Here is a 23,580-nt window from a genome sequence, read left to right on the forward strand (position 1 = left end):
GAGAGAGCTTCTATTGACGTCTGGAACACTCAGAAATGGCCGTGTGTCCTAAAGTTGCCGATGGCTTTGCGGGATCGCCGCTTGCCTCAGCCTGAGCTCATAAACCCGCCGGGGGATGAATGGCGATGAATCTGGCGATTCTACACCGCTGGCGTCTGGAGGGAATGGCGCAAAGTGTTGTTCCAGTGCCGACGGTGCGTGTGGGATGACGACCGGCAGATTATTCGCTTTCCGGCTGTGCAGTGGCATTGGCCAGAAGGAGACTGGCACGACGGCTGATTTGGCGGTTGACCGCCAGCGCCACGCCGCTGAGCAGCACAAAGCTGTACCCGAGCGTAGATTGCAGATTGGCCGGGCTCAGACTGATCAAGGCACTGATCAAACCACCGCAGATGAAAATGATCGTGCTGCCAGCCGATGCCGAAGTACCCGCAATCTCCGGGAACAGGTCCATGGCGCGGGAGGTCGCTGCCGGGCGGGTGATGGTTGTGCCAGCGGTGCAGATCAGCATCGGCATCAGCACTGTCGCCGCCGACAGTGCGAAGTTCGATGACAGGTAAAGCAGCATCAGCCCTGACAGCAGGATCAGGCTCAGGCCAGCAATGATTTGATGGTCCGGGGTCATCCTGCGGCTCAACACCGCCGCAACGATTCCGCCGACAATATAGGCTGCGCCGTAAATCAGCAGAATCAGCGAGAAGTCATAGGCCGTCATTTGCAGTTGGTCCATGAAGATCAGTGGTGAAGTCACGATGAACGAGAAGTGACAGGCAAACGCGAAGGCTGAAATCAGCCAATAGCCGACGAAGTCAAAGTCTGCGAACACTCGTCGGTAGCCCTTGAGGAAACCGGTCGCGTTGCCCTTGGTCAGTGGTCGTGTGTTTTCCAGAAACAGCCAGGCTTTGAACATTACGACGGCGGCCAGTGCGGTGAACACCCAGAAGCTGCCACGCCAGCCAAGGCTGGCCTGCAAAAAGGTGCCGGCCAACGGCGATACGGAGATGAAAATCCCGCTGGCCGTGACCATCAGAATGCGCAAGCGATCACGCTCTTTACCCTCGAACAGATCCTGAACCAGCGCCTGGGACAGCACGAAGCAGCCGCAACCCAATGCCTGCAGAATCCGGAACAGCAGAAACAACGTGTAATCGTTGCTCAGCACACAGCCGACGGCACCGAGCATCGAGACACTCATGCCGGCGAGCAACAAGCCTTTGCGCCCGATCAGATCGGAAAGCGGTCCGATCAATAATTGAGCAAATGCCACGCCTACGGCGAACAGGCTGATGGACAGGGCGATGTCCGTCGGGGTGCTGCGAAAGTGCCCGGCCAGCGCCGGAAACGAGGGCAGCAGAACATCCAGTGGGAATACGCCCAGAAGAACCATCGCCAGCAGCAGACTCACAGCCCCGCGTCGTTCTCGGGCGGTTACCACAGGTTGTCCGTTAGCCATCGATCAATCCTGCCTTGGCAAAAAGTTTCTGATTATTGGGCAAGGCAAAGAATCCGGCTTTTCTCAGCGCATCCAGCGTTGCTGTTGCACCGTTTTTCGCTCGCTGACAGCTGGCTTGCCGATGGGTCAAGCTGTCGAGAATCTCCCTGACCGCCGTTTCGCCAATACCGGCGCCATGCAGGCTCTTTTGCAGCCAGCGCTCATCAACTTCAAAGAAGAGGGTGATGATCTCCAGCAGTGTTTTTGCGCTGAATGTTCGTTGGCGGCTGTTCAGCGTCAGCCACAGATAGTGGAAGACCTCTGCAAAATAGCGGCTATGGCGGGCCTCGTCGGTCAGATGATCACGCAACATGTCGTTGACGCTGCTGACCAGGCTTTCGCGGCAGACATCCAGCAGTTCCCGGGCAATGATGGTTTCCGAAACGAAACCCAGCAGAAACCATGCAAGCGGGCGGTTGCTGGCACTGGTGCGGGCAATCAAGGCGTTGAATCGGGTAATTCGTAGCGGCATTACCGGGCGTTCGGCGATGCCGTAAAGTGCGGCGATCTGTTCTGCCAGACGATGGGAAAACAGCGCGTGATAACCCTCGTCCGTGTACAGCTGCAGGGCGGCGTTTTTCATCCGGGGAGGGACGAAAGCGGGTAATTCGCCATGAATGATGGTTTCGACGGCGCGGTTGACGATGCGATGTTCGAGCAGCGTGGTGTAGTCGAGAAAGTGCACCAGATGATTGGCTGTCAGACGATGCAGGACGGCCCTGCCTTCTGCCTCGATGGCAGGGTGCGACAGGTAGGGCAGAAAAGCCGGGGGAAACCAGTAGCGGGTTTCCAGTTGTTGCTGCACATCCTCGGGCAATTGGTAGTCATCCTGACTGACGCGCACCGAGGCATGGCTGTTCCAGTCGCCAAGGGTAAATCGCAGGGCCCAGGACACAGGGACTTGATCCTGCTCGCCGGTGAGCGTGCTCATGGCTGTACCTCGTTCAGCAGGTCGTGCATTTCCTGGCACATCGCCTGCCCGTCACTTTCGCCGCAGCCGACGAAAAACAACGGTTGTTCCGCGCCTTCTATCTTGAGCAGTGATTGCACCTGATCGTCGTCGAATGCCCCGGTCAGCCAGGTATTGAGGCCCAGTGCCGTAGCCACCAGCTGGAACGATTGCGAAAGGTGGCCCGCTTCGATAAAGGCCATCCGGTAGGCGCGCGAATGTTCGTATTTCCACCAGAGCCTGTCGAACCGGGCGGTGATGAATAATCCCAACGGCAAGTTGTTGATGAAATGCTGTCCTGCCAGCACTTGTCCCAATGGACACTGCGGCCAGGGATTCACCAGGCTCAAGGCATGTTCGGCGGGATGGTAGGCATAGATGCCAGGTTCCAGACCTTCGATGTTTTGCGCCAGCAGAAAGCATTCGCAGGCGTTCAGGCCGCCCCCGGAAGGGCTGCTGCGGCGCGCGCCGAGACCTGCGGCAATATTGTCTTGAGTGGTCTCGCGTGTATGCAGGTAGCCGAAAGACAGGTGCAGCAACGTGCTGACGTCGTCGAGCGCGATCGCGGCTCCGGTGAAGGTGCGGCAGGTTTTCCGTTGATGCAGGGCTCGGTTCAGGCTGTCGTCATTGGGCGCGCAAGGGGCGGGCAAGGCAATGCGTCGGGTGGCGATGTCGAGCGCGCGGTCGGCCTTGGGCGGGGTGATGGCCAGAACCTGATTGCAGTGCTCCAGGTATTGTCTGGACCACTCGTGACTATCTTGCGGAACATGCTCGCAGGGAATGTTTCGTGTGCCGATGTGATAAATCTTTGAGAGTTCGTCCCAGCCCCATTCCATAGTGTCTACTTTTGAAACGGTAAGTATTCCCGCATTCATTAGTTGTATGTCTATAGTGTTGCGACTGTCGAATAGATCGGGGTCGTGGATGAGTTGGCTGAGGCGTAATGAAAAATCCAGATCAAGTTCGTGCTGGATATGATCTTTGTAGTTCCAGATAATTTGTGCAGGCGTGCGCGGCAATATGAATAAATAGGGATTGATGTGCATGTTTGATGTTTCACTCTGGTTGAAGTTCGTAAAGACGCCGGGTTGCCGGCACTCCCCGGCGTCTAGACTTGCTTAGCGGGCTTTAGGCGCTACCAGAAAAGCCAGGTTTGCGATTTTGTTTGTTTCCATAGAGATAACTTTCATTGTGAACTCCTTGTTCGTTTTTAATGATGAGTGCCACCTCGTGGTGACAAATTAATAATAGTTTGTAATGGGTTTTTGGCAAGCGGATATTAAGTAGGAATATTCCAGTAATTTTGTCGGACTGATCTTTGGGCTATTATTGGTGTGTGAGAGGAAGTTTGATAAATTAAAGGCGTGAGGAAGTTTCCTACATCTTCGGTGGAAAGATGGGTGTAGGAAAATATAATATTGGGGGGATGTTCAAAGCGACAAACAGGGTTTGCACAAAGCAAACGGGGAGCCGTTGGGCTCCCCGTCAATTGGCCAATCAGCTGTTGGGCAGCAGGCGGCAGGTGATGCTCTTGATATAGCGGGTTTCGGCGATTGCCGGGTGTACCGGGTGATCCGGGCCCTGGCCGCCACGCTCCAGCAGCTGGATGTTGCGATCCAGGTGACGGGCGCTGGTCAGCAGGATGTTCTGCAGATCATCTTCCGGAAGGTGCATCGAGCACGAAGCGCTGACCAGGATACCGTCCTTGTTGAGCAGGCGCATGGCTTGCTCGTTCAGGCGACGGTAGGCGCCTTCACCGTTTTTCATGTCTTTCTTGCGCTTGATGAACGCTGGCGGGTCGGCCACGATCACGTCGAAGCGTTCTTCGCTGGCCTTCAGCTCTTTCAGGGCTTCGAAAACGTCGCCTTCGATGCAGGTCATCTTGTCGGCGAAGCCGTTCAGTGCAGCGTTGCGTTCCACACCGTCGAGGGCGAAGGCCGAGGCATCGACGCAGAACACTTCGCTGGCGCCGAATGCGGCAGCCTGCACGCCCCAGCCACCAATGTAGCTATAGAGGTCGAGCACGCGTTTGCCTTTGGCGTAAGGCGCCAGGCGTGCGCGGTTCATGCGGTGATCGTAGAACCAGCCGGTTTTCTGACCCTGAATGACCGGTGCTTCGAACTTCACGCCGTTCTCTTCCAGCGCCACCCACTCCGGCACCAGGCCGAATACGGTTTCGACGTAGCGGTTAAGGCCTTCGGCGTCACGGGCAGCGGAGTCGTTCTTGAACAGAATGCCGCTTGGTTTGAGCACTTGGGTCAGCGCGGCGATCACGTCGTCTTTATGCGCTTCCATGGTTGCCGAGGCGATCTGTACCACGAGGATGTCGCCGAAACGATCGACCACCAGACCTGGCAGCAGGTCGGAATCGCCGTAGACCAGACGATAGAACGGCTTGTCGAACAGGCGCTCGCGCAGGGACAGGGCGACGTTCAGGCGATGCACCAGCAGCGATTTGTCCAGCACGACCTTGGTGTCGCGCGACAACAGGCGGGCGCAGATCAGGTTGTTCGGGCTCATCGCCACGATGCCCAGCGGCTTGCTACCGGCTGCTTCGAGAATCGCCTGATCGCCGGCATTGAAGCCTTGCAGTGGCGTGGCGGCCACGTCGATTTCGTTGCTGTAGACCCACAGGTGACCGGCGCGCAGGCGACGGTCGGCGTTGGCTTTGAGGCGCAAGCTAGGCAGGGACATGACGTCGCTCCGGAAAAAAGAGCGGGAGTATACCGTGTTGCGACTTGTGTCGGGTTTGGCGTGCGATGAAACGCTGATGGCCCCTTTGCGAGCAAGCTCGCTCTCACACTGAAAATTTGTTTCAAATGGAGGAGCGAGCCTGCTCGCCAAAGCGGTCGCGAAGGCTATGCCGACAGAGCGTCGATCAATTCACGACTGAACGCCGGAATATCATCCGGCTGACGGCTGCTGATCAAGTGACCGTCCCTGACCACTTCCTGGTCGACCCAGTTGGCACCGGCATTGACCAGATCATCCTTGAGGGTTTTGTAACTGGTCATTTTTTTGCCATTGACCAGCCCAGCCGAGATCAGCAGCCACCCGCCATGGCAGATCACTGCAATCGGTTTGCCGGCGGAAGTACCGGTCTTGACCAGATGCTGGGCATCCTGATCGATGCGAATGGTGTCGGAGTTCTGTACGCCGCCTGGTAGCACGATGGCGTCATATTGTTCGCTGCTGGCGGCCTGGAAAGTCTGGTCGACCTTGAAATCATCCGCCGGTTTGTCGTGGTTCCACCCTTTGACCGTGCCTTCTTCGGCCGAAAGGATGTCGACTTGGGCACCGGCCTGTTCCAGGGCCTGCCTGGGCCCGGTCAATTCGACCTGTTCGAAACCATCGGTTACCAAAAAAGCGACGCGCTTGCCATTGAGGGACGTGGCCATGGATAAGCTCCTGAGACTATGGGAATTTGCTGGCGCTGCGGACCGAAACAGTCCGTCGGCTATTACAGAGTCCGAAGCCTCGTCTTGGATGAAAGTTCCTGACAATTGCCCACTGGTGTGTCGTCTCGCGGTTTTTAGAGGTTAGAATCGCCGCCTGTCCCAGAGCGTGTACTTATGTCCCAAGAGCTGACCACCGAACAGATTCAACAATCCCTGCAAGGCATCAGCGTGCCTGCGCAGCCGCAGATCATGGTGGATCTGCAAATGGAGCAGTACATGCCCGACCCGGACCTGGAGGTGATCGCCAAGCTGATTGCCCAGGATCCCGGCCTGTCCGGCTCGTTGCTGAAAATCGTCAACTCGCCGTATTACGGCCTTAGCAACAAAATCACCTCGATCCAGCGCGCGGTGAATCTGTTGGGCAGCCGCTCAATCATCAACCTGATCAACGCGCAGTCGATCAAGGGCGAGATGAACGACGACACCATCGTTACCCTCAACCGTTTCTGGGACACCGCCCAGGACGTGGCGATGACTTGCCTGACCCTGGCCAAGCGCATTGGTACTCAGGCGGGCGATGAAGCCTACGCCTTGGGCCTGTTCCACGATTGCGGTGTGCCGTTGATGCTGCAACGTTTCCCCAACTACATGTCGGTGCTGGAAAAGGCCTACGCCAATGCCAGCCCTGAATGTCGGGTGGTGGACACGGAAAACGCCGAGTTCAACACCAACCACGCCGTGGTCGGTTATTACACCGCCAAATCCTGGCGTCTGCCGGAGCATGTCAGCACGGCCATCGCCAATCACCACAACGCCCTGGCGATCTTCAACGACGAGTCGTCGCGCAACAGTCAGATGAAAAACCTGCTGGCGATCCTCAAGATGGCCGAGCACATTTGCGCGTCCTACCGCGTGCTGGGCAATCAGACCGAAGACTACGAGTGGAACAGCATCGGCCCGCAGATCCTCGATTACGTCGGTTTGTCGGATTACGATTTCGAAACCCTGAAACAGACGATCCGCGACCTCGGCGCGCATTGATTCGAGGACGCCATGCCTGAACTGCCGGAAGTCGAAACCACCCGCCGGGGCATTGCCCCGCACCTGGAAGGCCAGCGTGTCAGCCGGGTGATTGTGCGTGACCGCCGGTTGCGCTGGCCGATCCCCGAAGATCTCGATGTGCGCCTGTCCGGGCAGCGCATCGTGCTGGTCGAGCGGCGGGCCAAGTATCTGTTGATCAATGCCGAAGTCGGTACGCTCATCAGCCATTTGGGCATGTCGGGCAATCTGCGTCTGGTGGAGGTCGGGTTGCCGGCGCTCAAGCATGAGCATGTCGATATCGAACTGGAGTCGGGTTTGGCTCTGCGCTATACCGATCCTCGACGTTTCGGCGCGATGCTATGGAGTACCGATCCGCTCAATCACGAATTGCTGATACGTCTCGGGCCGGAGCCGTTGACCGATCTGTTCGACGGGGAACGGTTGTTTCAGCTGTCGCGCGGGCGTTCGATGGCGGTCAAACCGTTCATCATGGACAACGCAGTGGTGGTCGGGGTCGGCAATATCTATGCGACCGAAGCGCTGTTCGCCGCTGGCATCGATCCACGCCGCGAGGCCGGGGGCATTTCCCGGGGGCGTTATCTGAAACTGGCGATCGAGATCAAACGCATTCTTGCCGCCGCCATCGAGCGTGGCGGCACCACGTTGCGTGATTTCATCGGCGGTGACGGGCAGCCGGGGTATTTCCAGCAGGAGTTGTTTGTCTATGGCCGTGGCGGTGAACACTGCAAGGTCTGCGGTACGGGGCTGCGCGAAGTGAAGCTCGGTCAGCGTGCCAGTGTGTTCTGCCCGCGCTGTCAGACCTGAGGCAAAGGGCGAAAAAGTCCTACGGTCTATAGTGAGGTGTCTCACTGTTCAGCCCGAAGGATCGTGCCATGAAATCCTTGCAAGCCCTCTTCGTCACCCTGCTGCTGTGTTCCAGCCTGGCTGTTCACGCCACGGAAAGCGGCAGCGGTGATCCGCGTTACACCATTCAGAATCCACCGGCCTACGCCATGCTTGGCGACTTGCTGATTGCCCGACCTTTGCTGGTTGTGGCAACGGTGATCGGTGCAGGGGCATTTGTGGTGTCGCTGCCGTTTACCGCGCTAGGCGGCGGGATTGGTGATGCGGGGCAGGCGCTGGTGGTTGATCCGGCGAAGGCGGCGTTTGTGCGGTGTCTGGGGTGTATAGGGGAAGGGTTTGAGCAGCGCGAATGAGCTGATCAGGATTGTGCAGTGTTGCTGATGGCCCTTTCGCGAGCAAGCCCGCTCCCACAGTTTGAAATGCATTCCAACTGTGGGAGCGAGCCTGCTCGCGAAGAGGGCCAAGCGGGCGCTGAAGAACTCAGGCCTTGCCGGTAATCTTGCGGTACTTCTCCATCAACTGTTCTTCAGTCTCCGGATGAGCTTCGTCCAGCGGGATGCAATCCACCGGGCAGACCTGCTGGCACTGCGGTTCGTCGTAGTGGCCGACACACTGGGTGCACAGGTTCGGGTCGATCACATAGATCTCTTCGCCCTGGGAAATGGCGGCGTTCGGGCACTCGGGTTCGCAGACGTCGCAGTTGATGCAATCGTCGGTGATGATCAGGGACATGCTAACTCCAGCCGGGGCGGCAGGCCCGGGCGCTATAAATCAATGCGCGCAATTGTGCCGCATTGGCGCCCGCAGTGCACGCGGGCGCCGTTTGAACGGTCGTTACTTCTTGAAGCGCAGGGTCAACGCGTCGGCCACGGCCGGGTGGACGAACTTGCTGATATCGCCACCCAAGGCAGCGATTTCGCGGACCAACGTCGAGGAAATGAACGAATAACGCTCGGAAGGGGTGAGAAACAGGCTCTCCACATCCGGGGCCAACTGGCGGTTCATGTTGGCCAGCTGGAATTCGTATTCGAAATCCGACACCGCGCGCAGACCACGCAGGAACACGTTGGCGTTCTGCTCTTTGGCAAAATGCGCCAGCAGCGTCGAGAAGCCGACCACTTCCACGTTCGGCAGGTGTTTGGTGACCTCGCGAGCCAGTTCAACCCGTTGTTCCAGCGGGAACAGCGGATTTTTCTTCGGGCTGGCGGCGACCGCAATGATCACGTGATCGAACAGGCGCGAGGCGCGTTCGACCAGATCGCCATGGCCCTTGGTAATAGGGTCGAAGGTACCTGGGTACAACACTCGGTTCATCGCGTCGTCCTGGCGGGAGTCCGTTGGGGAGTCGGATGGTATCGCAGCCGTCCCGGTCGGCCAAGTCGCCTGTTGGGTAAGAAAGCACTATAGACGATCGCAATAATACGGTTTTTCATGGATTTCTCAGGCGATCGGCGAGGGACGTCGCCAATTGTGCTGTCAGACCATACACCGACAACTGTGGGTTGGCGCCGATGCTGGTGGGGAACAGCGAGCCATCGTGAATCGACAGATTGCTCAGTTGATGATGGCGGCCAAGGCTATCGGTAACGGCGCTCTTCGGGTCTTCACCCATTGCGCAGCCGCCCATGACGTGGGCGCTGCCAAGGCGCGTGCGATACAGCTCAAGACTTAATCCATCGATCAGCGTGCGCGCCTCGGCTAGGGTTTTCACGTAGCGCGCGTCCGCGTGCATCGGCATCACCGCTTGGGCGCCGCCGGCGAACTGGATCTCGGCCATGCTGTGGAATGCGCGGCGCAAGCCTTCCCAGGCATACGGCGAGACTTGGTAATCGAGCACCGGCGAGCCGTCGCCGCGCAACTCGACACTGCCGCCTTGGCTGTCCGGGTGAAAACCGTCGCGCAGTAGCGCGAGCATCGCGTGGGTGTGCGGCAGGTCGGCCATGTGCTCCGCGTTCTGCTGGCCAAAACCGCCGAGCAGTGTAGCGGCCAGTGCCGGGTGTAGCGGTGGCACTTCGAGTTTGTAGCCCATGGGCCCGGTGGCGCCGTCCTTCCACTGGAAATAGTCCGTGTAGATCGACTGTGGCGCGCCGTAGAACGGATTGATCACCTCATCGAAGCGCCCGGCGGACATGTTCACCAGATGCAGAAACGTCCGTTTGCCGAGGGTTTTATGCGGATCCGGCGCATCCGAACGCAGTAATAATGCCGGGCTGTTGATACCGCCGCCGGCCAGCACGTAGTGCCGCGCCTTGATGGTGATTTTGCGGCCGGTCGGTTCGACGCAGCGCTCGTCCATGGCCACGCATTGCAGGCTGGTGATTTTATCGCCGCTGATCTGCAGCTTTTCCGCCCGGGCCAGATAGAGTAACTCGCCACCCTTTTCCAGCGTTGCCGGAATGGTCGTGACCAGCATCGATTGTTTGGCGTTGGTCGGGCAGCCCATGCCGCAGTAACCAAGGTTCCAGCAACCGCGCACGTTGCGCGGGATCACGTGCCAGCTGTAGCCGAGTTGCTCGCAGCCTTTGCGGATCACGTCGTTGTTGGCGTTGGGCGGAACCATCCATGGGGCGACGCCGAGGCGCTGCTCCATTTTTTCGAACCATGGCGCCATCTCGTCGGGGCTGTGGCCTTTGACGTTGTGCTCTTTGGCCCAGTGTTCCAGGGTCGGCTGCGGCGTGCGGAAACTCGAGGTCCAGTTGATCAGCGTGGTGCCACCGACCGCGCGGCCCTGCAGGATGGTGATCGCGCCGTCCTTGCTCATGCGGCCGATACCTTCCTGATAAAGGCTGCTGTAGGCCTGGTCTTCGAGCATTTTGAAATCGGAACTGGTTTTCAGCGGGCCTTCTTCGATCAGCAGCACTTTATAGCCGGCGGCGCTGAGGATTTCTGCCGTGGTGCCGCCACCAGCGCCGCTGCCGATGATCGCAACATCAGCTTCGAGCGTCAGGTCATCGGTGAGCTGGGCGCCGTTGTAGGTTTTCCAGCCTCGGGCGAGGCCTTCGCGGAAGGGATCGGGTACGGGCATCGATCAGGTTCTCTTGTTTTTGTAGTTCTTGCGGGCCCCTTCGCGAGCAGGCTCGCTCTCACAGGGGAATGCGTTTCAAATGCGGGAGCGGGCTTGCTCGCGAAGGGCGCGCCTCGGTTTCAGACAGTGGGCGGACCGGGGTAGCCGCAGTGCGCCCAGGACTCGGCGCGGGTGTACCAGGCCATCATCACCATTTGCTTCAGAGAGCTGTGGCCCATGCGCAGGAGACTCAATGTGCTGTTTTCCCAGCGATCGAGGAAATGGCGCAGCGCCTCGGGCGTGGCGTTTTCCCAACTGCCCCAGATCCCGGTCAGCGGCCCACGGGTCACGGCCATGCCCAATACATCAAACAATTGTCGGGTGAGTTTGAGCATTTCCGGCGACAGATGATCAAGGCTGTAATCCAGCGATTTGAGCGTGCCATCAACGGCCCCCGGCATCTTCTCGGCCGCTACGGCGCCGTCGAGCATCACTGGAATCAGTGCACGCAAAAACAGCAGGTCGCCGTCGCGCAAGGTCACGAAACCATTGGCCGCGACGCTCGACGAACAGCCGCTGAGGCTGGCGCCAAGCCCGGCGGTGGCAAGAAACGCCGTGGCGCCGAGGCTGAATTTCAGCAAGCCACGGCGTGACAGTGCAGGGGTATCGGTCAGGCTTGGGTGCATTGTTTTTATTACCCGGCGGCGATGACGAGGTTTAGCGAATGAACAGCTTCTGGATCAGTTTCTGAATCGATTTTCCGTAAGGCGGATAAATCAGTCTGGCCGCATTGAAGCGCTGTTTAACCAGCACGCCTTTGGCTTTGCTGAACGTCAGAAAACCCTCGTGACCGTGGTAATGGCCCATGCCCGAGGCACCGATGCCGCCGAAGGGCATGTCGTCCTGCGCCACATGCAGCAGGGTGTCGTTCAAGCACACGCCGCCGGAGTGGGTTTCGTGCAGCACGCGGTTCTGTTCGCGTTTGTCGTAGCCAAAGTAGTAAAGAGCCAGAGGTCGCGGGCGCTGATTGATGTAAGCAAATGCCTGCTCCAGATCCCGGTACGGCACGATCGGCAAGAGCGGGCCGAAGATTTCGTCCTGCATCACGGTCATCTCGTCGCTGACATTCAACAAAACGCTGTGCGGCATGCGCCGGCCCTGAGCCTGATCGAACAGCGGAATCAGCAGCGCGCCTTTGCTGGTGGCATCGCTGACGTAGCCGTTGAGCCGGGCCAGTTGGCGCTCGTTGATGATCGCGGTGTAGTCCGGGTTATCGGTGAGGGTCGGATAAAAACCCTGAACCGCCTGGCGATAGGCTTCGACGAAGCCGCCGACCCGGTCTTCCGGCACCAGCACGTAATCGGGAGCGACACAGGTCTGCCCGGCGTTGAGGGTTTTACCGAAGGCGATGCGCTCGGCGGCGTCCTTCAACGGCACGTCGCGGGAGACGATGGCAGGGGACTTGCCACCCAGTTCGAGCGTGACCGGCGTGAGGTTCTCTGCGGCCGCGCGCATCACATGCTTGCCGATACTGGTGGCACCGGTAAACAACAGGTGGTCGAAGCGCAAACGGGAAAACGCCACGCCGATATCGGCTTCGCCCAGCACTACACACACCAGGTCTTCGGGGAAAATTCGCGCGAGCAACGCTTTGAGTAGCTGGCCGGTGGCCGGGGTCGATTCGCTGAGCTTGAGCATCACCCGATTGCCTGCCGCCAAGGCGCCGACCAGCGGGCCCATGGCCAGATACAGCGGGTAATTCCACGGCACGATGACGCCGACCACGCCCAGCGGCTGGTAAACCACTTTTGCCGAAGCAGGCTGGAACGCCATGCCGACCTTGCGCCGCGAAGATTTCATCCAGCCCCTGAGATGGCGGCTGGCGTAGTGAATGCCATGCAGGCTCGGCATCAACTCGGCGAGCAGGGTTTCATCGGCACTGCGATGGCTGAAATCGGCGCTGATCGCCTCGATCAACGCCTGACGCTCATTGCTCAGCAAATCGCGCAGCGCCTTGAGCCATTGCTGGCGTTGAGCGGCGGGTGGCATCGGATTGGCGGCATAGGCGGCCCGCTGCGCCTCGAACAGCCGATCCAGTGCCACCAGTGGCTGTTGCAGCGTTTGCAGGTAGGCAATGTCGGCAGTCATCATCAGCTCCGGATTTATTGTAGTGAGGCACTTTTTAGAGTCTATGCTCTATAAAGTCAAATCACTTCCTGTCACAGCTTTGTTTTATCCATTTCCGGTTAGGTCGTAAGATGCCCGTCACCGCACTCTGAATTAAAGCTCAAGCCATGGCCCCACGAATAAAAACCAGCGAGCGCATCGTGCAGAACAGCCTCGAGCTGTTCAATCAACAGGGCGAGCGCAGCATCAGCACCAATCACATCGCCGCACACATGGAGATTTCTCCGGGCAACCTGTACTACCACTTCCCGAACAAGCAGGCGATCATCGCCGTGTTGTTCAGTGAGTACGAAAGCCTCGTCGACAGCTTCCTGCGCCCGCCGCACGGGCGCGCCGCAACGGTCGAAGACAAGCGTTTCTACCTCAAGGAACTGCTGTCGGCGATGTGGCGCTACCGATTTTTGCACCGCGATCTTGAGCATCTGCTCGACAGCGATCAGGAACTGGCCGCCCGTTATCGCCGTTTTTCCCAGCGTTGTGTCATTCAGGGTGCCGCGATCTACGAAGGCTTTGTCGCCGCCGGGATCCTGAAGATGGATCGTGTGCAGATCGAGTCCCTGACCCTCAATGCCTGGATCATCCTGACGTCGTGGGTACGTTTCCTGTGCACCACCCGGGAAAACTCCAATCACCTCAGCGAACAGGCCGTTAAACGCGGCGTGTATCAGGTGTTGGTGCTGGAAGCCGGTTTTGTCACCGATCAGGCACGCGATGAGGTTAATGCGCTGTTTGATGAATTTTATGTACCGCTGGCCCAGGCCCTCGAAGACGTGAAATAAACAGTGCCGTTGATATTCCACAGGAGCTCGTTATGCCGATTGCGCAACTGATCAGCCCGCAGACACTGGACGCCCGCAAGGAACAACCGGGGCTGGTGATTCTCGATTGCCGCTTTGCCCTCGAAGACCCGGATTACGGGCAACGCAGTTACGCCGAAGGGCACATTGCCGGGGCAAGTTTCGCCGATCTTGAGCGTGACCTCAGTGGCAAAGTGATCAAAGGCCAGACCGGTCGCCATCCGCTGCCTGATCCGGCCACGTTGATCGAGCGGCTGCAGGCATGGGGCATCAACGCCGACAGCGACGTGGTTCTGTATGACGACGGCCCTGGTGCCTACGCCGCGCGGGCGTGGTGGCTGCTGGCATGGCTGGGCAAGCGTGACGGCGTGTTCATTGTCGATGGCGGGCTCAAGGCCTGGCACGCCGCCGGGTTGCCACTGAGTCTCGATGCGCCGTCGGTCACTCGGGGTAATTTCAGTGGTGAGCCGGACACGCGCCTGCTGCTCAGTGCCGAGCAGTTGCAGCGGCGCCTCGGCCAGCCGACGCTGACCCTGATCGACGCCCGCGCGCTACCTCGCTTCAAGGGGGAAGTGGAACCGATCGACCCGATTGCCGGGCACATTCCCGGCGCGCAATGTGCGGCGTTTACTGACAACCTCGGGAGTGACGGGCGCTTCCTTCCGGCAGACCAGCTCAAGCAGCGCTTTGCTGCGAAACTCGGCGAGCGTTCGCCGGCGGAACTGGTGGCTTATTGCGGCTCGGGGGTGACGGCGTGTCATAACCTGTTTGCGCTGTGTCTGGCGGGTTATCCGTTGGGTTCGCTGTACGCCGGGTCGTGGAGTGAGTGGATCAACGAGCCGTCGCGCGGTATCGCCACCGGCGAATAACCAACACCTGTGGGAGCGAGCCTGCTCGCGAAGGCGTCGGATCAGTCGACATCAATGTTCAATGAACAACCGCTTTCGCGAGCAGGCTCGCTCCCACATTGGTTATTCGTTATCTGAAAGAACCTGTCGGGCACTGCGGTACACGGCGGGCCCGACGCCATAAGCCTGCTTGAACTGCCGGCTCAAATGGCTCTGATCGGCGAAGCCCAGTCGCGTGGCGACTTCCACCGGCAAGCAGCCGTGCTGCAGGAGTGCGCGAGCCTGGGCGATGCGCTGTTGCATCAGCCAGGTGTGCGGTGGCATACCCGTAGCGCGGCGGAACACCCGGGCGAAATGGAACGGAGACAGATTGACCGCCGCCGCCAGTTCTTCCAGTGACGGTGGCGCTGCCAGTTGTGCGTGCAGCAGTTCTTTGCCCAACAGCACCGCGCGGTGTTCCTTGCCGGCTCGTCCGGGCACCGGCACTGCCGCATGGCGCTGCAATAGCCGCAACATCATCTCGCGCCACACCGTTTGCTGTTGCAGCGCGGTGGCCGGGCTTTCGAGCAAATGGTGCAACCGGGAAAACCCGGTGACCAGATCCGCATCGCGATACAACGTGGCGCCGAACGCCGGCAGGTTCGTGGTGGACAGTTCCAGCTCATCCAGCAGCGAAACGATTTGCGCGGTGTCGGGATAAAACGCCCGATACAGCCAGCCATCCTCGGTGCCCTTGTGCCCGGTGTGCAATTCGTCCGGGTTGATCAGCACCAGCGTGCCGCTGCCGGCCAGATGTTCGGCGCCGCGATAGCGATAACGCTGGGCGCCGGCCATGATCATGCCGATCACATAGCCGTCATGCACATGGGGGGCGAAACGATGCTCGATGTAGCGCGCCGACAGCAACTCGACCCCGGCCAGTGGCACGGTTTGCCAGAAACGGATCGACTCGCCCTGATCGCTCATGCGGGCACGCGCGCCAGCCATCGTGGTATGCGACGTTCCAGGTAATAGCCGGGCTGACGAATCGAACCGTCGACAAAGCCGACATGCCCGCCGCGTGCCTGCAATTCGAAGGCGGTTGAAGCCGACAGCTCACTGGCCTGCGGCAAACTGTGCGGGAACACGAAGGGATCGTCTGCGGCCTGAATGATCAGGGTCGGCGTGCGAATCTCGCCGAGAAAGTAGCGGCTTGAAGCGCGGCGGTAGTAATCCTCGGCATCCTCAAATCCGTGCAACGGCGCAGTCACCCGGCCATCGAAATCCCAGAACGTGCGCATGTTTTCCAGCGAGCCAAGGGCTGCCAGCGCGGCGAGTCCGTCTTCACGCCCGTCATGTTGAAACTGCCGTTGCTTGTTCTTGATGTAGGCGAGCATCTCGCGCATGAAGTGCGCCTGATAGACCTTGGAAAACCCCCGGCCGATGCGGTCGGCGCATTGGTCGAGTCGAAACGGCACCGACACCGCCACCGCGCCGAGTACGCCACTGTCGCTGCCGGTTTCCCCGAGGTGTTTGAGCAGCACGTTGCCGCCCAGGGAGTAGCCCACGGCATACAACGGCGCCAACGGGCGTTTGGCGCGCAGATGCCTGATGGTTTCGGCGAGGTCTTCGCTGGCGCCAGAATGGTAGCTGCGTGGCAACAGATTCGGCTCGCCCGAGCAACCACGCCAGTTCAGCGCGACGCTGGCCCAGCCTTGATCGGCCAACGTTTTCTGGATGCCGGCTACGTAAGGCGAATTGGAGGAACCGGTCAATCCATGCAGTACCAGCACCAACGGCGCATCGGCTGTGTGCGAACCATGCCAGTCGAGGTCAAGAAAATCGCCATCCTCAAGCCACAGGCGTTCGCGTTCACGTTCGATATGTACGGTTTTGCGCCACAGCGGCCCCCACAAGGTTTGCAGGTGCGGATTGCCGAGGCCGAAGGCGGGGTTGAAGTGTTCTGAAGGAGCGGACACGAGGGTTCTCGATGCAGAGCGGCGACCTTGCTGGAAGGGGCGCCGCATATTCAGGCCGGTCGGTTAACCGGCGATCTCTGCCGTACGTTGCCACAGCGCGTAGTAAACCCGGCCGGATTTCTGTTCGCGGTGCAGGCGCCAGTTGCCTGGCAGGCCGAGGGTCGACGGCGCGGTTTCGCTTTCAGTGTAGATCCAGGAGTCCGGCGCAAGCCACTGGCGTTCTTCGAGCAAGGTGCACACCGCCGGCAGCAGGTTCTGGTTGAACGGCGGATCGAGGAACACCAGGTCGAACGCAGTCGCGGTCTGGGTTTCCAGGTAGCGCAACGCGTCGGCGGTCTGCACCTGGCCATTGGTGCATCGCAGGGTGCCAAGGTGTTCTTTGAGGCTGGAGACCGCAATATTGCTGGCATCCAGTGCCTGTCCCGTGGCCGCGCCCCGGGACAGCGCTTCGAGGAACAGCGCACCGCTGCCAGCGAACGGGTCGAGCACCTTGGCCCCTTCAACGTACGGCGCTAGCCAGTTGAACAGGGTTTCACGCACGCGATCAGGTGTCGGGCGCAGGCCCGGCGCGTCGGGGAAGCTCAGCTTGCGACTGCGCCATTGGCCGCCAATGATGCGTAACTGGTTCACACCATTGTGGACATTTTGCGCAGGTTTTTTGGGGGATCGAGTTGCCATTAATGCTCCGGAACCCCGAGCGGTTGCTCGGCAGGTTTATCAGATGGGGCCGGTAACGGCTTTTGCGGCACGGTCGGGCCAGCAGTGACGATGACCATTTTGTCCGTGCTCAGGTGTTTGTTCAGGGCGTCGCGGACTTGCTCCACGGTCAGGCTCTGCGACTGCTTCATGAAGTCGTCCAGATAGCTCAACGGCAGATTATAAAAGCCCATGGCGCCGAGTTGGCCGACGATGTCGGCGTTGCTCGCGGTGGACAGCGGGAAGCTGCCAGCCAGTTCGCGCTTGGCGTCGTCGAGTTCTTTCTGGGTCGGGCCGGTTTTCAGGTAGTCGGCGAGGACGTCCTGCACCAGTTTCAGGGTGCCTTCGCTCATTTGCGCGCGGGTCTGCAGGTTGATCATGAACGGGCCACGGGCCTGCATCGGGCTGAAACCCGAATACACACCGTAGGTGAGGCCACGTTTCTCGCGCACTTCGCTCATCAGACGCGTACCGAAACCACCGCCGCCGAGGATCTGGTTGCCCATCGACAGTGCAGCGTAATCCGGGTCGTCACGGTCGATGCCCAGTTGCGCGAGCATCAGGTTGGTCTGCTTCGACGGGAATTCGATATGGCCAGTGCTGGCTTTCGGCTCCTGCGGCTGAGCGATCTTCGCCAGCGCCGGACCTTTCGGCAGGGCGGCGGACACCTGATTGGCAATCGCCTCGGCGTCAGCGCGAGACAAGTCGCCGACCAGCGCGATCACCACATTGCCGGCGGCGTATGCCTTGGCGTGGAACTCACGCAATTGCGCGAGGGTGATCTTCGGCACGCTTTGTGGATTGCCGTCGCTGGAATGCGCGTACGGGTGATCGCCATACAGACGCTTCATCAGTTCGAGGCTGGCGAGTTTGCCGGGGTTCTGTTTCTGGTATTCGAATCCGGCGAGCATCTGGTTCTTGATGCGCGCGAACGAGTCGGCCGGGAAGGTCGGTTTGCCGATGACTTCCGAGAACAGCTTCAAAGCAGGCTCACGCTTGTCGGCAGCACTCAGGCTACGCAACGAAGCCAGCGCCATGTCCTTGAACGCACCGTTGCCGAAATCTGCACCCAGGCCTTCGAAGCCTTGAGCGATGGCGCCGACGTCCTTGCCCGCGACACCTTCGTTAAGCATCGCGTTGGTCAGCACCGCCAGACCCGGCGCGTTGCCGTCCTGACTGCTGCCGGCAGCGAAGATCAGGCGCATGTCGAACATCGGCAGCTCGTGAGCCTCGACGAACAGCACCTTGGCGCCTTCGGCGGTGTTCCAGGTCTGCACATCGAGCTTGCGGCTGGCCGGGGCTTTACCGTCGAGTTCGGCCAGTGATTGCAGCTTTTGGCTGGACTTGGCGTTGTCCAGCGCTTCGCTGGCCTTGCTGTCAGCGCTTGGCGACAGATAGACAGCAGCGGAGCCGATCACGGCGACCGCAATCAGGCCGAGCAAAAACAGGCGTGGGGTTTTGCGCTCACTCATGAGTCGTCTCCAGTGGCAGGACGTGGGCGACGCTGAGACGTTCGCGGGTGAAGTACAGCTTGGCGGCATTCTGGATGTCTTGCGGGGTCACGCTTTCCAGATCGGCGAGTTCGGTGTCCATCAGTTTCCATGACAGACCCACCGTCTCCAATTGGCCGATGGCGGTGGCCTGGCTGGTGATCGAGTCACGTTCGTAGACCAGGCCGGCAATCACCTGGGCCCGCACGCGTTCCAGCTCTTCGGCGGACGGTGCAGTGGTTTTCAACTGGTCCAGCAGTTTCCACAGACCAGCCTCGGCTTGCGCCATGGTCTTTTTCTTCTGGGTGTTCGGCGTAGCCGACAGGGTGAACAGGCTGTCGCCGCGGGTGTAGGCGTCATAGCTCGACGAGCCGCCGGACACCAGCTCTTCGCCGCGCTCCAGTTGCGTCGGGATGCGACCGCTATAACCGCCGTCGAGCAGCGCCGAGATCAGGCGCAGGGCATTGACCGAGCGTTTGTCTTCGGCGGTAGCAATGCTCGGCACGTTGAAACCGAGCATCAGGCTCGGCAGTTGGGTCTGCACATGCAGGGTGATCTGCCGTTCGCCGGGTTCGGCCAGTTCCAGCGGTTGCTTCGCTGGAGGCACATCGCGTTTGGCGATTGGCCCGAAATAACGCTGGGCGAGTGTTTTCACTTCATCCGGGGTGACGTCGCCGACCACCACCAGCGTGGCGTTGTTCGGCACATACCAGGACTGATACCAGTGACGCAGCTCTTCGACCTTCATCCGGTCGAGGTCTGCCATCCAGCCGATGGTCGGCGTGTGGTAGCCGCTGGCCGGGTAGGCCATCGCCTTATAGCGCTCGTAGGCTTTGGACATCGGCTTGTCATCGGTGCGCAGGCGGCGCTCTTCCTTGATGACTTCGATTTCCTTGGCGAACTCGTCGGCCGGCAAGCGCAGATTGGCCATGCGGTCGGCTTCCAGTTCGAAGGCCACGCCCAGGCGATCGCGGGCCAGCACCTGGTAATAAGCGGTGAAGTCGTCGCTGGTGAAGGCGTTCTCTTCGGCACCGAGGTCGCGCAGGATCAGCGAGGCTTCGCCGGGGCCGACTTTTTCGCTGCCCTTGAACATCATGTGCTCAAGCGCGTGGGACAGGCCGGTCTGGCCCGGGGTTTCGTAGCTGGAACCGACCTTGTACCAGACCTGCGATACCACCACCGGCGCGCGATGGTCTTCGCGCACGACGACCTTGAGGCCGTTGTCGAGGGTGAATTCGTGAGTCGGTTGCGGGTCGGCCGCCAGGGCCGAAAGGGGCAGGCAGACTGTGCTGAGCAGCAGGCCTGCAGCGCGGCGGGCTAGAGCATTCATTCGTTTTTTAACCTGTTGGGCTGCCCGCTTGGTCTTAGCGTCGGCGGGCGAGAGGGTGCTAGGATACTGATCCGTTTTACTGGCGGCCACGCCTATCAGGCCTCTGATCGCTCGATAGGTTGTATGGGTTTCCGGCAGAAGCTTTGAGTTTGTCAGCTAAACTCTGCGTTTTCGCCGACGATGCCGTTCCAGTCCTTCGTAATAATCGACCTTTGAGGTGTCCTTGGCGCCTCGACAAAATGTTGCGCGTGAACAAGCTGGATGAAACACAGTCTGTTCTGCATCGAATATTTATTTGCCGGGGCGCCCTTATGGCGCGTCGCTACCGTGAGATAGCCGTCCTCCATGTTTGGTTCCAACGACGACAAGAAGACCCCAGCTGCGGCTGGCGAGAAGAAAAGCCTGTTCGGATGGCTGCGTAAGAAACCGCAGGAACCCGTCGTCGAACAGCCGCCCGCGATTCCTGAACCGGCCCCGGCGCCGGCTCCGGTAATAGAAGAAGAGCCGGCACCGATCGTTCTGCCGATTGCCGAGCCGGTGCTGCAACCGGCGGCCGAGCTTAAGCCTGAGCCGGAAGTGGTTGCCGAGTTGCCACTGACCCCGGTTGCAGAGCCGTGGCTGACCTTACCGGTGGCTGAAGAGCCGGTGGCACTGGTGGAAGAGGCCGCACCCCATGTGACGCCGCCAATTCCTGCGCCTGCCGCGTTTGTTCCCGAGGTCGCTCCGGCGCCGGTGGTTGAACCGGTTGTCGAGCCTGCGCCGGTTGCTCCAGAGCCGGTTGCCCCGGTTTTCGTTGCGCCGGTCGTTCAACAACCTGAGCCAGCACCCGTCGTCGTTGCGCCGGTTGTGCCGGTTGAAGTGCCAGTCGAGACGCCTGTCGAAGCCCCGCGCACCGAGGAAACCAAAGCCGGTTTCTTCGCCCGCCTCAAGCAAGGCCTGTCGAAAACCAGCGCCAGCATCGGCGAGGGCATGGCCAGCCTGTTCCTCGGCCGCAAAACCATCGACGACGACTTGCTCGACGACCTCGAAACCCGTCTGCTGACCGCCGACGTAGGCGTCGAAGCCACCACGCAGATCATCCAGCGCCTGACCCAGAAGGTTGCGCGCAAAGAGCTGGCCGACGCCGACGCGTTGTACAAATCCCTGCAGGCCGAGCTGGCTGCGATGCTCAAACCGGTCGAGCAGCCGCTGAAAATCGTTTCGCAGAACAAACCGTTCGTGATCCTCGTGGTCGGCGTCAACGGCGCCGGCAAGACCACCACCATCGGCAAACTGGCGAAGAAGCTGCAACTGGAAGGCAAGAAAGTCATGCTCGCCGCCGGTGACACCTTCCGCGCCGCCGCTGTGGAGCAATTGCAGGTCTGGGGTGAACGCAACAAGATTCCTGTGATCGCCCAGCACACCGGCGCCGATTCGGCTTCGGTGATCTTCGACGCCGTGCAAGCCGCCAAGGCCCGTGGCATCGACGTGCTGATCGCCGACACCGCCGGTCGTCTGCACACCAAAGACAACCTGATGGAAGAACTGAAAAAGGTTCGCCGGGTAATCGGTAAGCTCGACGCCGACGCGCCGCACGAAGTGCTGCTGGTGCTCGACGCTGGCACCGGCCAGAACGCCATCAACCAGGCCAAGCAATTCAACCAGACCGTCGAACTGACCGGCCTGGCGCTGACCAAGCTCGACGGTACCGCCAAGGGTGGGGTGATTTTCGCCCTGGCCAAGCAGTTCGGTCTGCCGATCCGCTACATCGGCGTCGGTGAAGGCATCGACGATTTGCGTACCTTTGAAGCCGAACCCTTTGTCCAGGCATTGTTTGCCGAGCGGGAGCGTTCATGATTCGTTTCGAACAGGTCGGTAAACGCTACCCGAACGGTCACGTCGGCTTGCATGAGCTGAGCTTTCGAGTCCGTCGTGGCGAGTTCTTGTTTGTCACCGGCCATTCCGGCGCCGGTAAATCCACGCTGTTGCGCCTGTTGCTGGCAATGGAACGTCCGACCAGCGGCAAGCTGCTGCTGGCCGGGCAAGACCTGAGCACCATCAGCAACGCACAGATTCCGTTCCTGCGTCGGCAGATCGGCGTGGTGTTCCAGAATCACCAGTTGCTGTTCGATCGCACGGTGTTCAACAACGTCGCGTTGCCGCTGCAGATTCTCGGGCTGTCCAAGGCCGAGATCGCCAAGCGTGTGGACTCGGCGCTGGAGCGCGTGGCGCTGTCGGATAAAACCGATCTGTACCCGGGCGACCTGTCCACCGGTCAGCAACAACGCGTCGGCATTGCCCGCGCCATCGTTCACCGCCCGGCCTTGCTGCTGGCGGACGAACCGACCGGTAACCTCGACCCGCGCCTGGCGGCCGAGATCATGGGCGTGTTCGAAGACATCAACCGGCTGGGCACCAGCGTGCTGATCGCCAGTCACGACCTGGCACTGATCGCGCGCATGCGTCACCGCATGCTGACCTTGCAACGCGGTCGATTGATCGGCGACGGGGAGGCAGGCGAATGAGTGCGACACGCAGTCCGAAGGTTTCCGAGCGCGTGGCCCCCAAGGCCGCCGATCCGCAACCGACGAAGAAGAAAAAACATGACGATGATGACGGGCCGGACTTCGCCACGCTGTTCCGCGCCTGGGTCGAAAGCCATCGCGCCAGCCTGCTCGACAGCCTGCGTCGTCTGGGCAAACAGCCAATCGGCAGCTTTTTCACCTGCATGGTGATGGCTGTGGCGCTGAGCCTGCCGATGGGCTTGTCGCTGCTGCTCAACAACGTCGAACGTCTGGGCGGTTCGTGGCAGCGTGCGGCGCAGATTTCGCTGTATCTGCAACTCGATGCCAGCCCAGCGCAGGGCGAGGCGTTGCGCGAGCAGATCAAAGGCATGCCTGGCGTAGCTGATGCCGAATATGTCGGCCGCGATCAGGCGTTGGAAGAGTTCCAGCAGCAGTCCGGCTTGGGCGAAGCCCTGCGCGAGTTGCCGGAAAACCCGTTGCCGGGCGTAGTGCTGGTCACGCCGAACGAAGTTGACAAGTCGACCCTGGAAGCATTAAGACAAAAACTTTCCGAGCTGCCCAAGGTACAACAGGCGCAACTTGATCTAGTCTGGGTCGAGCGTCTGGCCGCCATCCTCAAGCTTGGTGATCGTTTTGTCTTCGGTCTGACGGTGCTGCTGGTTTCTGCATTACTTTTGGTGATAGGCAATACCATTCGTCTTCATATTGAAAACCGCCGCACCGAGATAGAAGTGATTAAACTCGTCGGCGGCACTGACAGCTATGTGCGTCGCCCTTTCCTTTATATGGGCGCGTTGTATGGCTTCGGTGCGGGACTGTTGTCCTGGGGCGTATTGGCGTTCGGCCTGAACTGGCTGAACGATGCGGTGGTTGGACTGGCCGGCTTGTACGGCAGTGATTTCGCGCTGGCCGGAGTGCCAGTTGCCGACGGTCTGTCGCTCTTGCTTGGCGCGGTGCTGTTGGGTTATATCGGTGCATGGATTGCAGTCGCACGTCATCTCAGGGAGCTGGCGCCGAAGTAG

General features: G+C 60.1%; 24 protein-coding genes. 8 read left to right on the plus strand and 16 right to left on the minus strand.

Annotated features, from left to right (window positions below):
• Positions 1 to 220: 220 nt before the first annotated feature.
• The 5 genes from CKW18_RS00595 to CKW18_RS00615 form a co-directional block, all read right to left on the minus strand.
• Positions 221 to 1,453 carry an MFS transporter gene (locus CKW18_RS00595; RefSeq protein ID WP_095186963.1) on the minus strand — a complete coding sequence of 411 codons (1,233 nt, stop codon included), beginning with the start codon at positions 1,451 to 1,453 and terminating at the stop codon, positions 221 to 223.
• Entirely contained in the window at positions 1,446 to 2,423 is a 978-nt protein-coding gene (locus CKW18_RS00600) for a diiron oxygenase (protein WP_095186964.1), read from the minus strand. The genes CKW18_RS00595 and CKW18_RS00600 overlap by 8 nt, the downstream gene beginning before the upstream one ends.
• Positions 2,420 to 3,487: a SagB family peptide dehydrogenase gene (locus CKW18_RS00605; RefSeq protein WP_095186965.1), complete on the minus strand. Its 1,068-nt coding sequence runs from the start codon at positions 3,485 to 3,487 to the stop codon at positions 2,420 to 2,422. Before CKW18_RS00605 ends, CKW18_RS00600 begins: the two co-directional genes overlap by 4 nt.
• Positions 3,488 to 3,938: 451 nt before the next feature.
• On the minus strand, positions 3,939 to 5,135 hold the full coding sequence (locus CKW18_RS00610) for a class I SAM-dependent rRNA methyltransferase (RefSeq protein ID WP_095186966.1): 1,197 nt from the start codon (positions 5,133 to 5,135) through the stop codon (positions 3,939 to 3,941).
• Between the two features lie 164 nt (positions 5,136 to 5,299).
• Positions 5,300 to 5,839, minus strand: coding sequence for a type 1 glutamine amidotransferase domain-containing protein (locus CKW18_RS00615; RefSeq protein ID WP_095186967.1), 540 nt, complete (start codon positions 5,837 to 5,839; stop codon positions 5,300 to 5,302).
• Positions 5,840 to 6,067: 228 nt separating this feature from the next.
• Between CKW18_RS00615 and CKW18_RS00620 the strand changes: the two genes are divergently transcribed.
• The 3 genes from CKW18_RS00620 to CKW18_RS00630 all read left to right on the plus strand — a co-directional run bounded on the left by CKW18_RS00620 (position 6,068) and on the right by CKW18_RS00630 (position 8,097).
• Entirely contained in the window at positions 6,068 to 6,880 is an 813-nt protein-coding gene (locus CKW18_RS00620) for an HDOD domain-containing protein (protein WP_170947197.1), read from the plus strand.
• A gap of 12 nt (positions 6,881 to 6,892) precedes the next feature.
• The gene (gene mutM / locus CKW18_RS00625) at positions 6,893 to 7,705 is read left to right on the plus strand and encodes a bifunctional DNA-formamidopyrimidine glycosylase/DNA-(apurinic or apyrimidinic site) lyase (RefSeq protein ID WP_095186969.1); all 813 of its coding nucleotides are present in this window, start codon (positions 6,893 to 6,895) and stop codon (positions 7,703 to 7,705) included.
• A gap of 68 nt (positions 7,706 to 7,773) precedes the next feature.
• Positions 7,774 to 8,097 (plus strand): multidrug transporter, encoded by a 324-nt coding sequence (locus tag CKW18_RS00630; RefSeq protein WP_095186970.1) that lies wholly within the window; start codon positions 7,774 to 7,776, stop codon positions 8,095 to 8,097.
• Between the two features lie 127 nt (positions 8,098 to 8,224).
• Here CKW18_RS00630 and CKW18_RS00635 read toward each other — a convergent pair whose 3' ends face one another.
• From CKW18_RS00635 to CKW18_RS00655, 5 genes are all read right to left on the minus strand, one after another.
• Positions 8,225 to 8,476: a YfhL family 4Fe-4S dicluster ferredoxin gene (locus CKW18_RS00635; RefSeq protein WP_003195146.1), complete on the minus strand. Its 252-nt coding sequence runs from the start codon at positions 8,474 to 8,476 to the stop codon at positions 8,225 to 8,227.
• A 102-nt stretch (positions 8,477 to 8,578) separates the two neighbouring features.
• Entirely contained in the window at positions 8,579 to 9,058 is a 480-nt protein-coding gene (gene coaD / locus CKW18_RS00640; RefSeq protein WP_003229157.1) for a pantetheine-phosphate adenylyltransferase, read from the minus strand.
• A gap of 115 nt (positions 9,059 to 9,173) precedes the next feature.
• A complete protein-coding gene (locus CKW18_RS00645) occupies positions 9,174 to 10,769 on the minus strand; it encodes a GMC family oxidoreductase (protein ID WP_095186971.1) in 1,596 nt (531 codons plus the stop codon).
• Between the two features lie 119 nt (positions 10,770 to 10,888).
• Positions 10,889 to 11,434: a twin-arginine translocation pathway signal protein gene (locus CKW18_RS00650; protein WP_095186972.1), complete on the minus strand. Its 546-nt coding sequence runs from the start codon at positions 11,432 to 11,434 to the stop codon at positions 10,889 to 10,891.
• A gap of 31 nt (positions 11,435 to 11,465) precedes the next feature.
• On the minus strand, positions 11,466 to 12,896 hold the full coding sequence (locus CKW18_RS00655) for a coniferyl aldehyde dehydrogenase (RefSeq protein WP_095186973.1): 1,431 nt from the start codon (positions 12,894 to 12,896) through the stop codon (positions 11,466 to 11,468).
• A 146-nt stretch (positions 12,897 to 13,042) separates the two neighbouring features.
• On the opposite strand from CKW18_RS00655, the gene CKW18_RS00660 reads away from it, so the two are divergent.
• Together CKW18_RS00660 and CKW18_RS00665 are read left to right on the plus strand one after the other, a co-directional pair.
• Entirely contained in the window at positions 13,043 to 13,714 is a 672-nt protein-coding gene (locus CKW18_RS00660) for a TetR/AcrR family transcriptional regulator (RefSeq protein ID WP_095186974.1), read from the plus strand.
• A 32-nt stretch (positions 13,715 to 13,746) separates the two neighbouring features.
• Positions 13,747 to 14,601: a sulfurtransferase gene (locus CKW18_RS00665; RefSeq protein WP_095186975.1), complete on the plus strand. Its 855-nt coding sequence runs from the start codon at positions 13,747 to 13,749 to the stop codon at positions 14,599 to 14,601.
• Between the two features lie 102 nt (positions 14,602 to 14,703).
• Here the strand turns inward: CKW18_RS00665 and CKW18_RS00670 are convergent, their stop codons facing one another.
• The 6 genes from CKW18_RS00670 to CKW18_RS00695 form a co-directional block, all read right to left on the minus strand.
• Positions 14,704 to 15,546: an AraC family transcriptional regulator gene (locus CKW18_RS00670; RefSeq protein ID WP_095187138.1), complete on the minus strand. Its 843-nt coding sequence runs from the start codon at positions 15,544 to 15,546 to the stop codon at positions 14,704 to 14,706.
• Positions 15,543 to 16,538, minus strand: a complete 996-nt coding sequence (locus CKW18_RS00675) for a hydrolase (protein WP_095186976.1) — start codon at positions 16,536 to 16,538, stop codon at positions 15,543 to 15,545. Before CKW18_RS00675 ends, CKW18_RS00670 begins: the two co-directional genes overlap by 4 nt.
• A 63-nt stretch (positions 16,539 to 16,601) precedes the next feature.
• Positions 16,602 to 17,216: a 16S rRNA (guanine(966)-N(2))-methyltransferase RsmD gene (gene rsmD / locus CKW18_RS00680; protein ID WP_095186977.1), complete on the minus strand. Its 615-nt coding sequence runs from the start codon at positions 17,214 to 17,216 to the stop codon at positions 16,602 to 16,604.
• Complete coding sequence (locus CKW18_RS00685; protein WP_095186978.1) at positions 17,216 to 18,706, minus strand: pitrilysin family protein; 1,491 nt, start codon at positions 18,704 to 18,706, stop codon at positions 17,216 to 17,218. The genes rsmD and CKW18_RS00685 overlap by 1 nt, the downstream gene beginning before the upstream one ends.
• Positions 18,699 to 20,054: a pitrilysin family protein gene (locus CKW18_RS00690; protein WP_095186979.1), complete on the minus strand. Its 1,356-nt coding sequence runs from the start codon at positions 20,052 to 20,054 to the stop codon at positions 18,699 to 18,701. Before CKW18_RS00690 ends, CKW18_RS00685 begins: the two co-directional genes overlap by 8 nt.
• 152 nt (positions 20,055 to 20,206) lie before the next feature.
• Positions 20,207 to 20,401, minus strand: a complete 195-nt coding sequence (locus CKW18_RS00695; RefSeq protein ID WP_095186980.1) for a hypothetical protein — start codon at positions 20,399 to 20,401, stop codon at positions 20,207 to 20,209.
• Here CKW18_RS00695 and ftsY point away from each other — a divergent pair.
• From ftsY to ftsX, 3 genes are read left to right on the plus strand one after another with little or no spacing between them, the layout of a single operon-like run.
• Complete coding sequence (gene ftsY / locus CKW18_RS00700; RefSeq protein ID WP_095186981.1) at positions 20,400 to 21,890, plus strand: signal recognition particle-docking protein FtsY; 1,491 nt, start codon at positions 20,400 to 20,402, stop codon at positions 21,888 to 21,890. The genes CKW18_RS00695 and ftsY overlap by 2 nt on opposite strands.
• A complete protein-coding gene (gene ftsE / locus CKW18_RS00705; protein ID WP_008065082.1) occupies positions 21,887 to 22,558 on the plus strand; it encodes a cell division ATP-binding protein FtsE in 672 nt (223 codons plus the stop codon). The genes ftsY and ftsE overlap by 4 nt, the downstream gene beginning before the upstream one ends.
• Positions 22,555 to 23,580 carry a permease-like cell division protein FtsX gene (gene ftsX, locus CKW18_RS00710; protein WP_095186982.1) on the plus strand — a complete coding sequence of 342 codons (1,026 nt, stop codon included), beginning with the start codon at positions 22,555 to 22,557 and terminating at the stop codon, positions 23,578 to 23,580. Before ftsE ends, ftsX begins: the two co-directional genes overlap by 4 nt.

The organism is Pseudomonas sp. Irchel 3E19 (assembly GCF_900187585.1).
GTDB classification, from domain to species: Bacteria; Pseudomonadota; Gammaproteobacteria; order Pseudomonadales; family Pseudomonadaceae; genus Aquipseudomonas; species Aquipseudomonas baetica.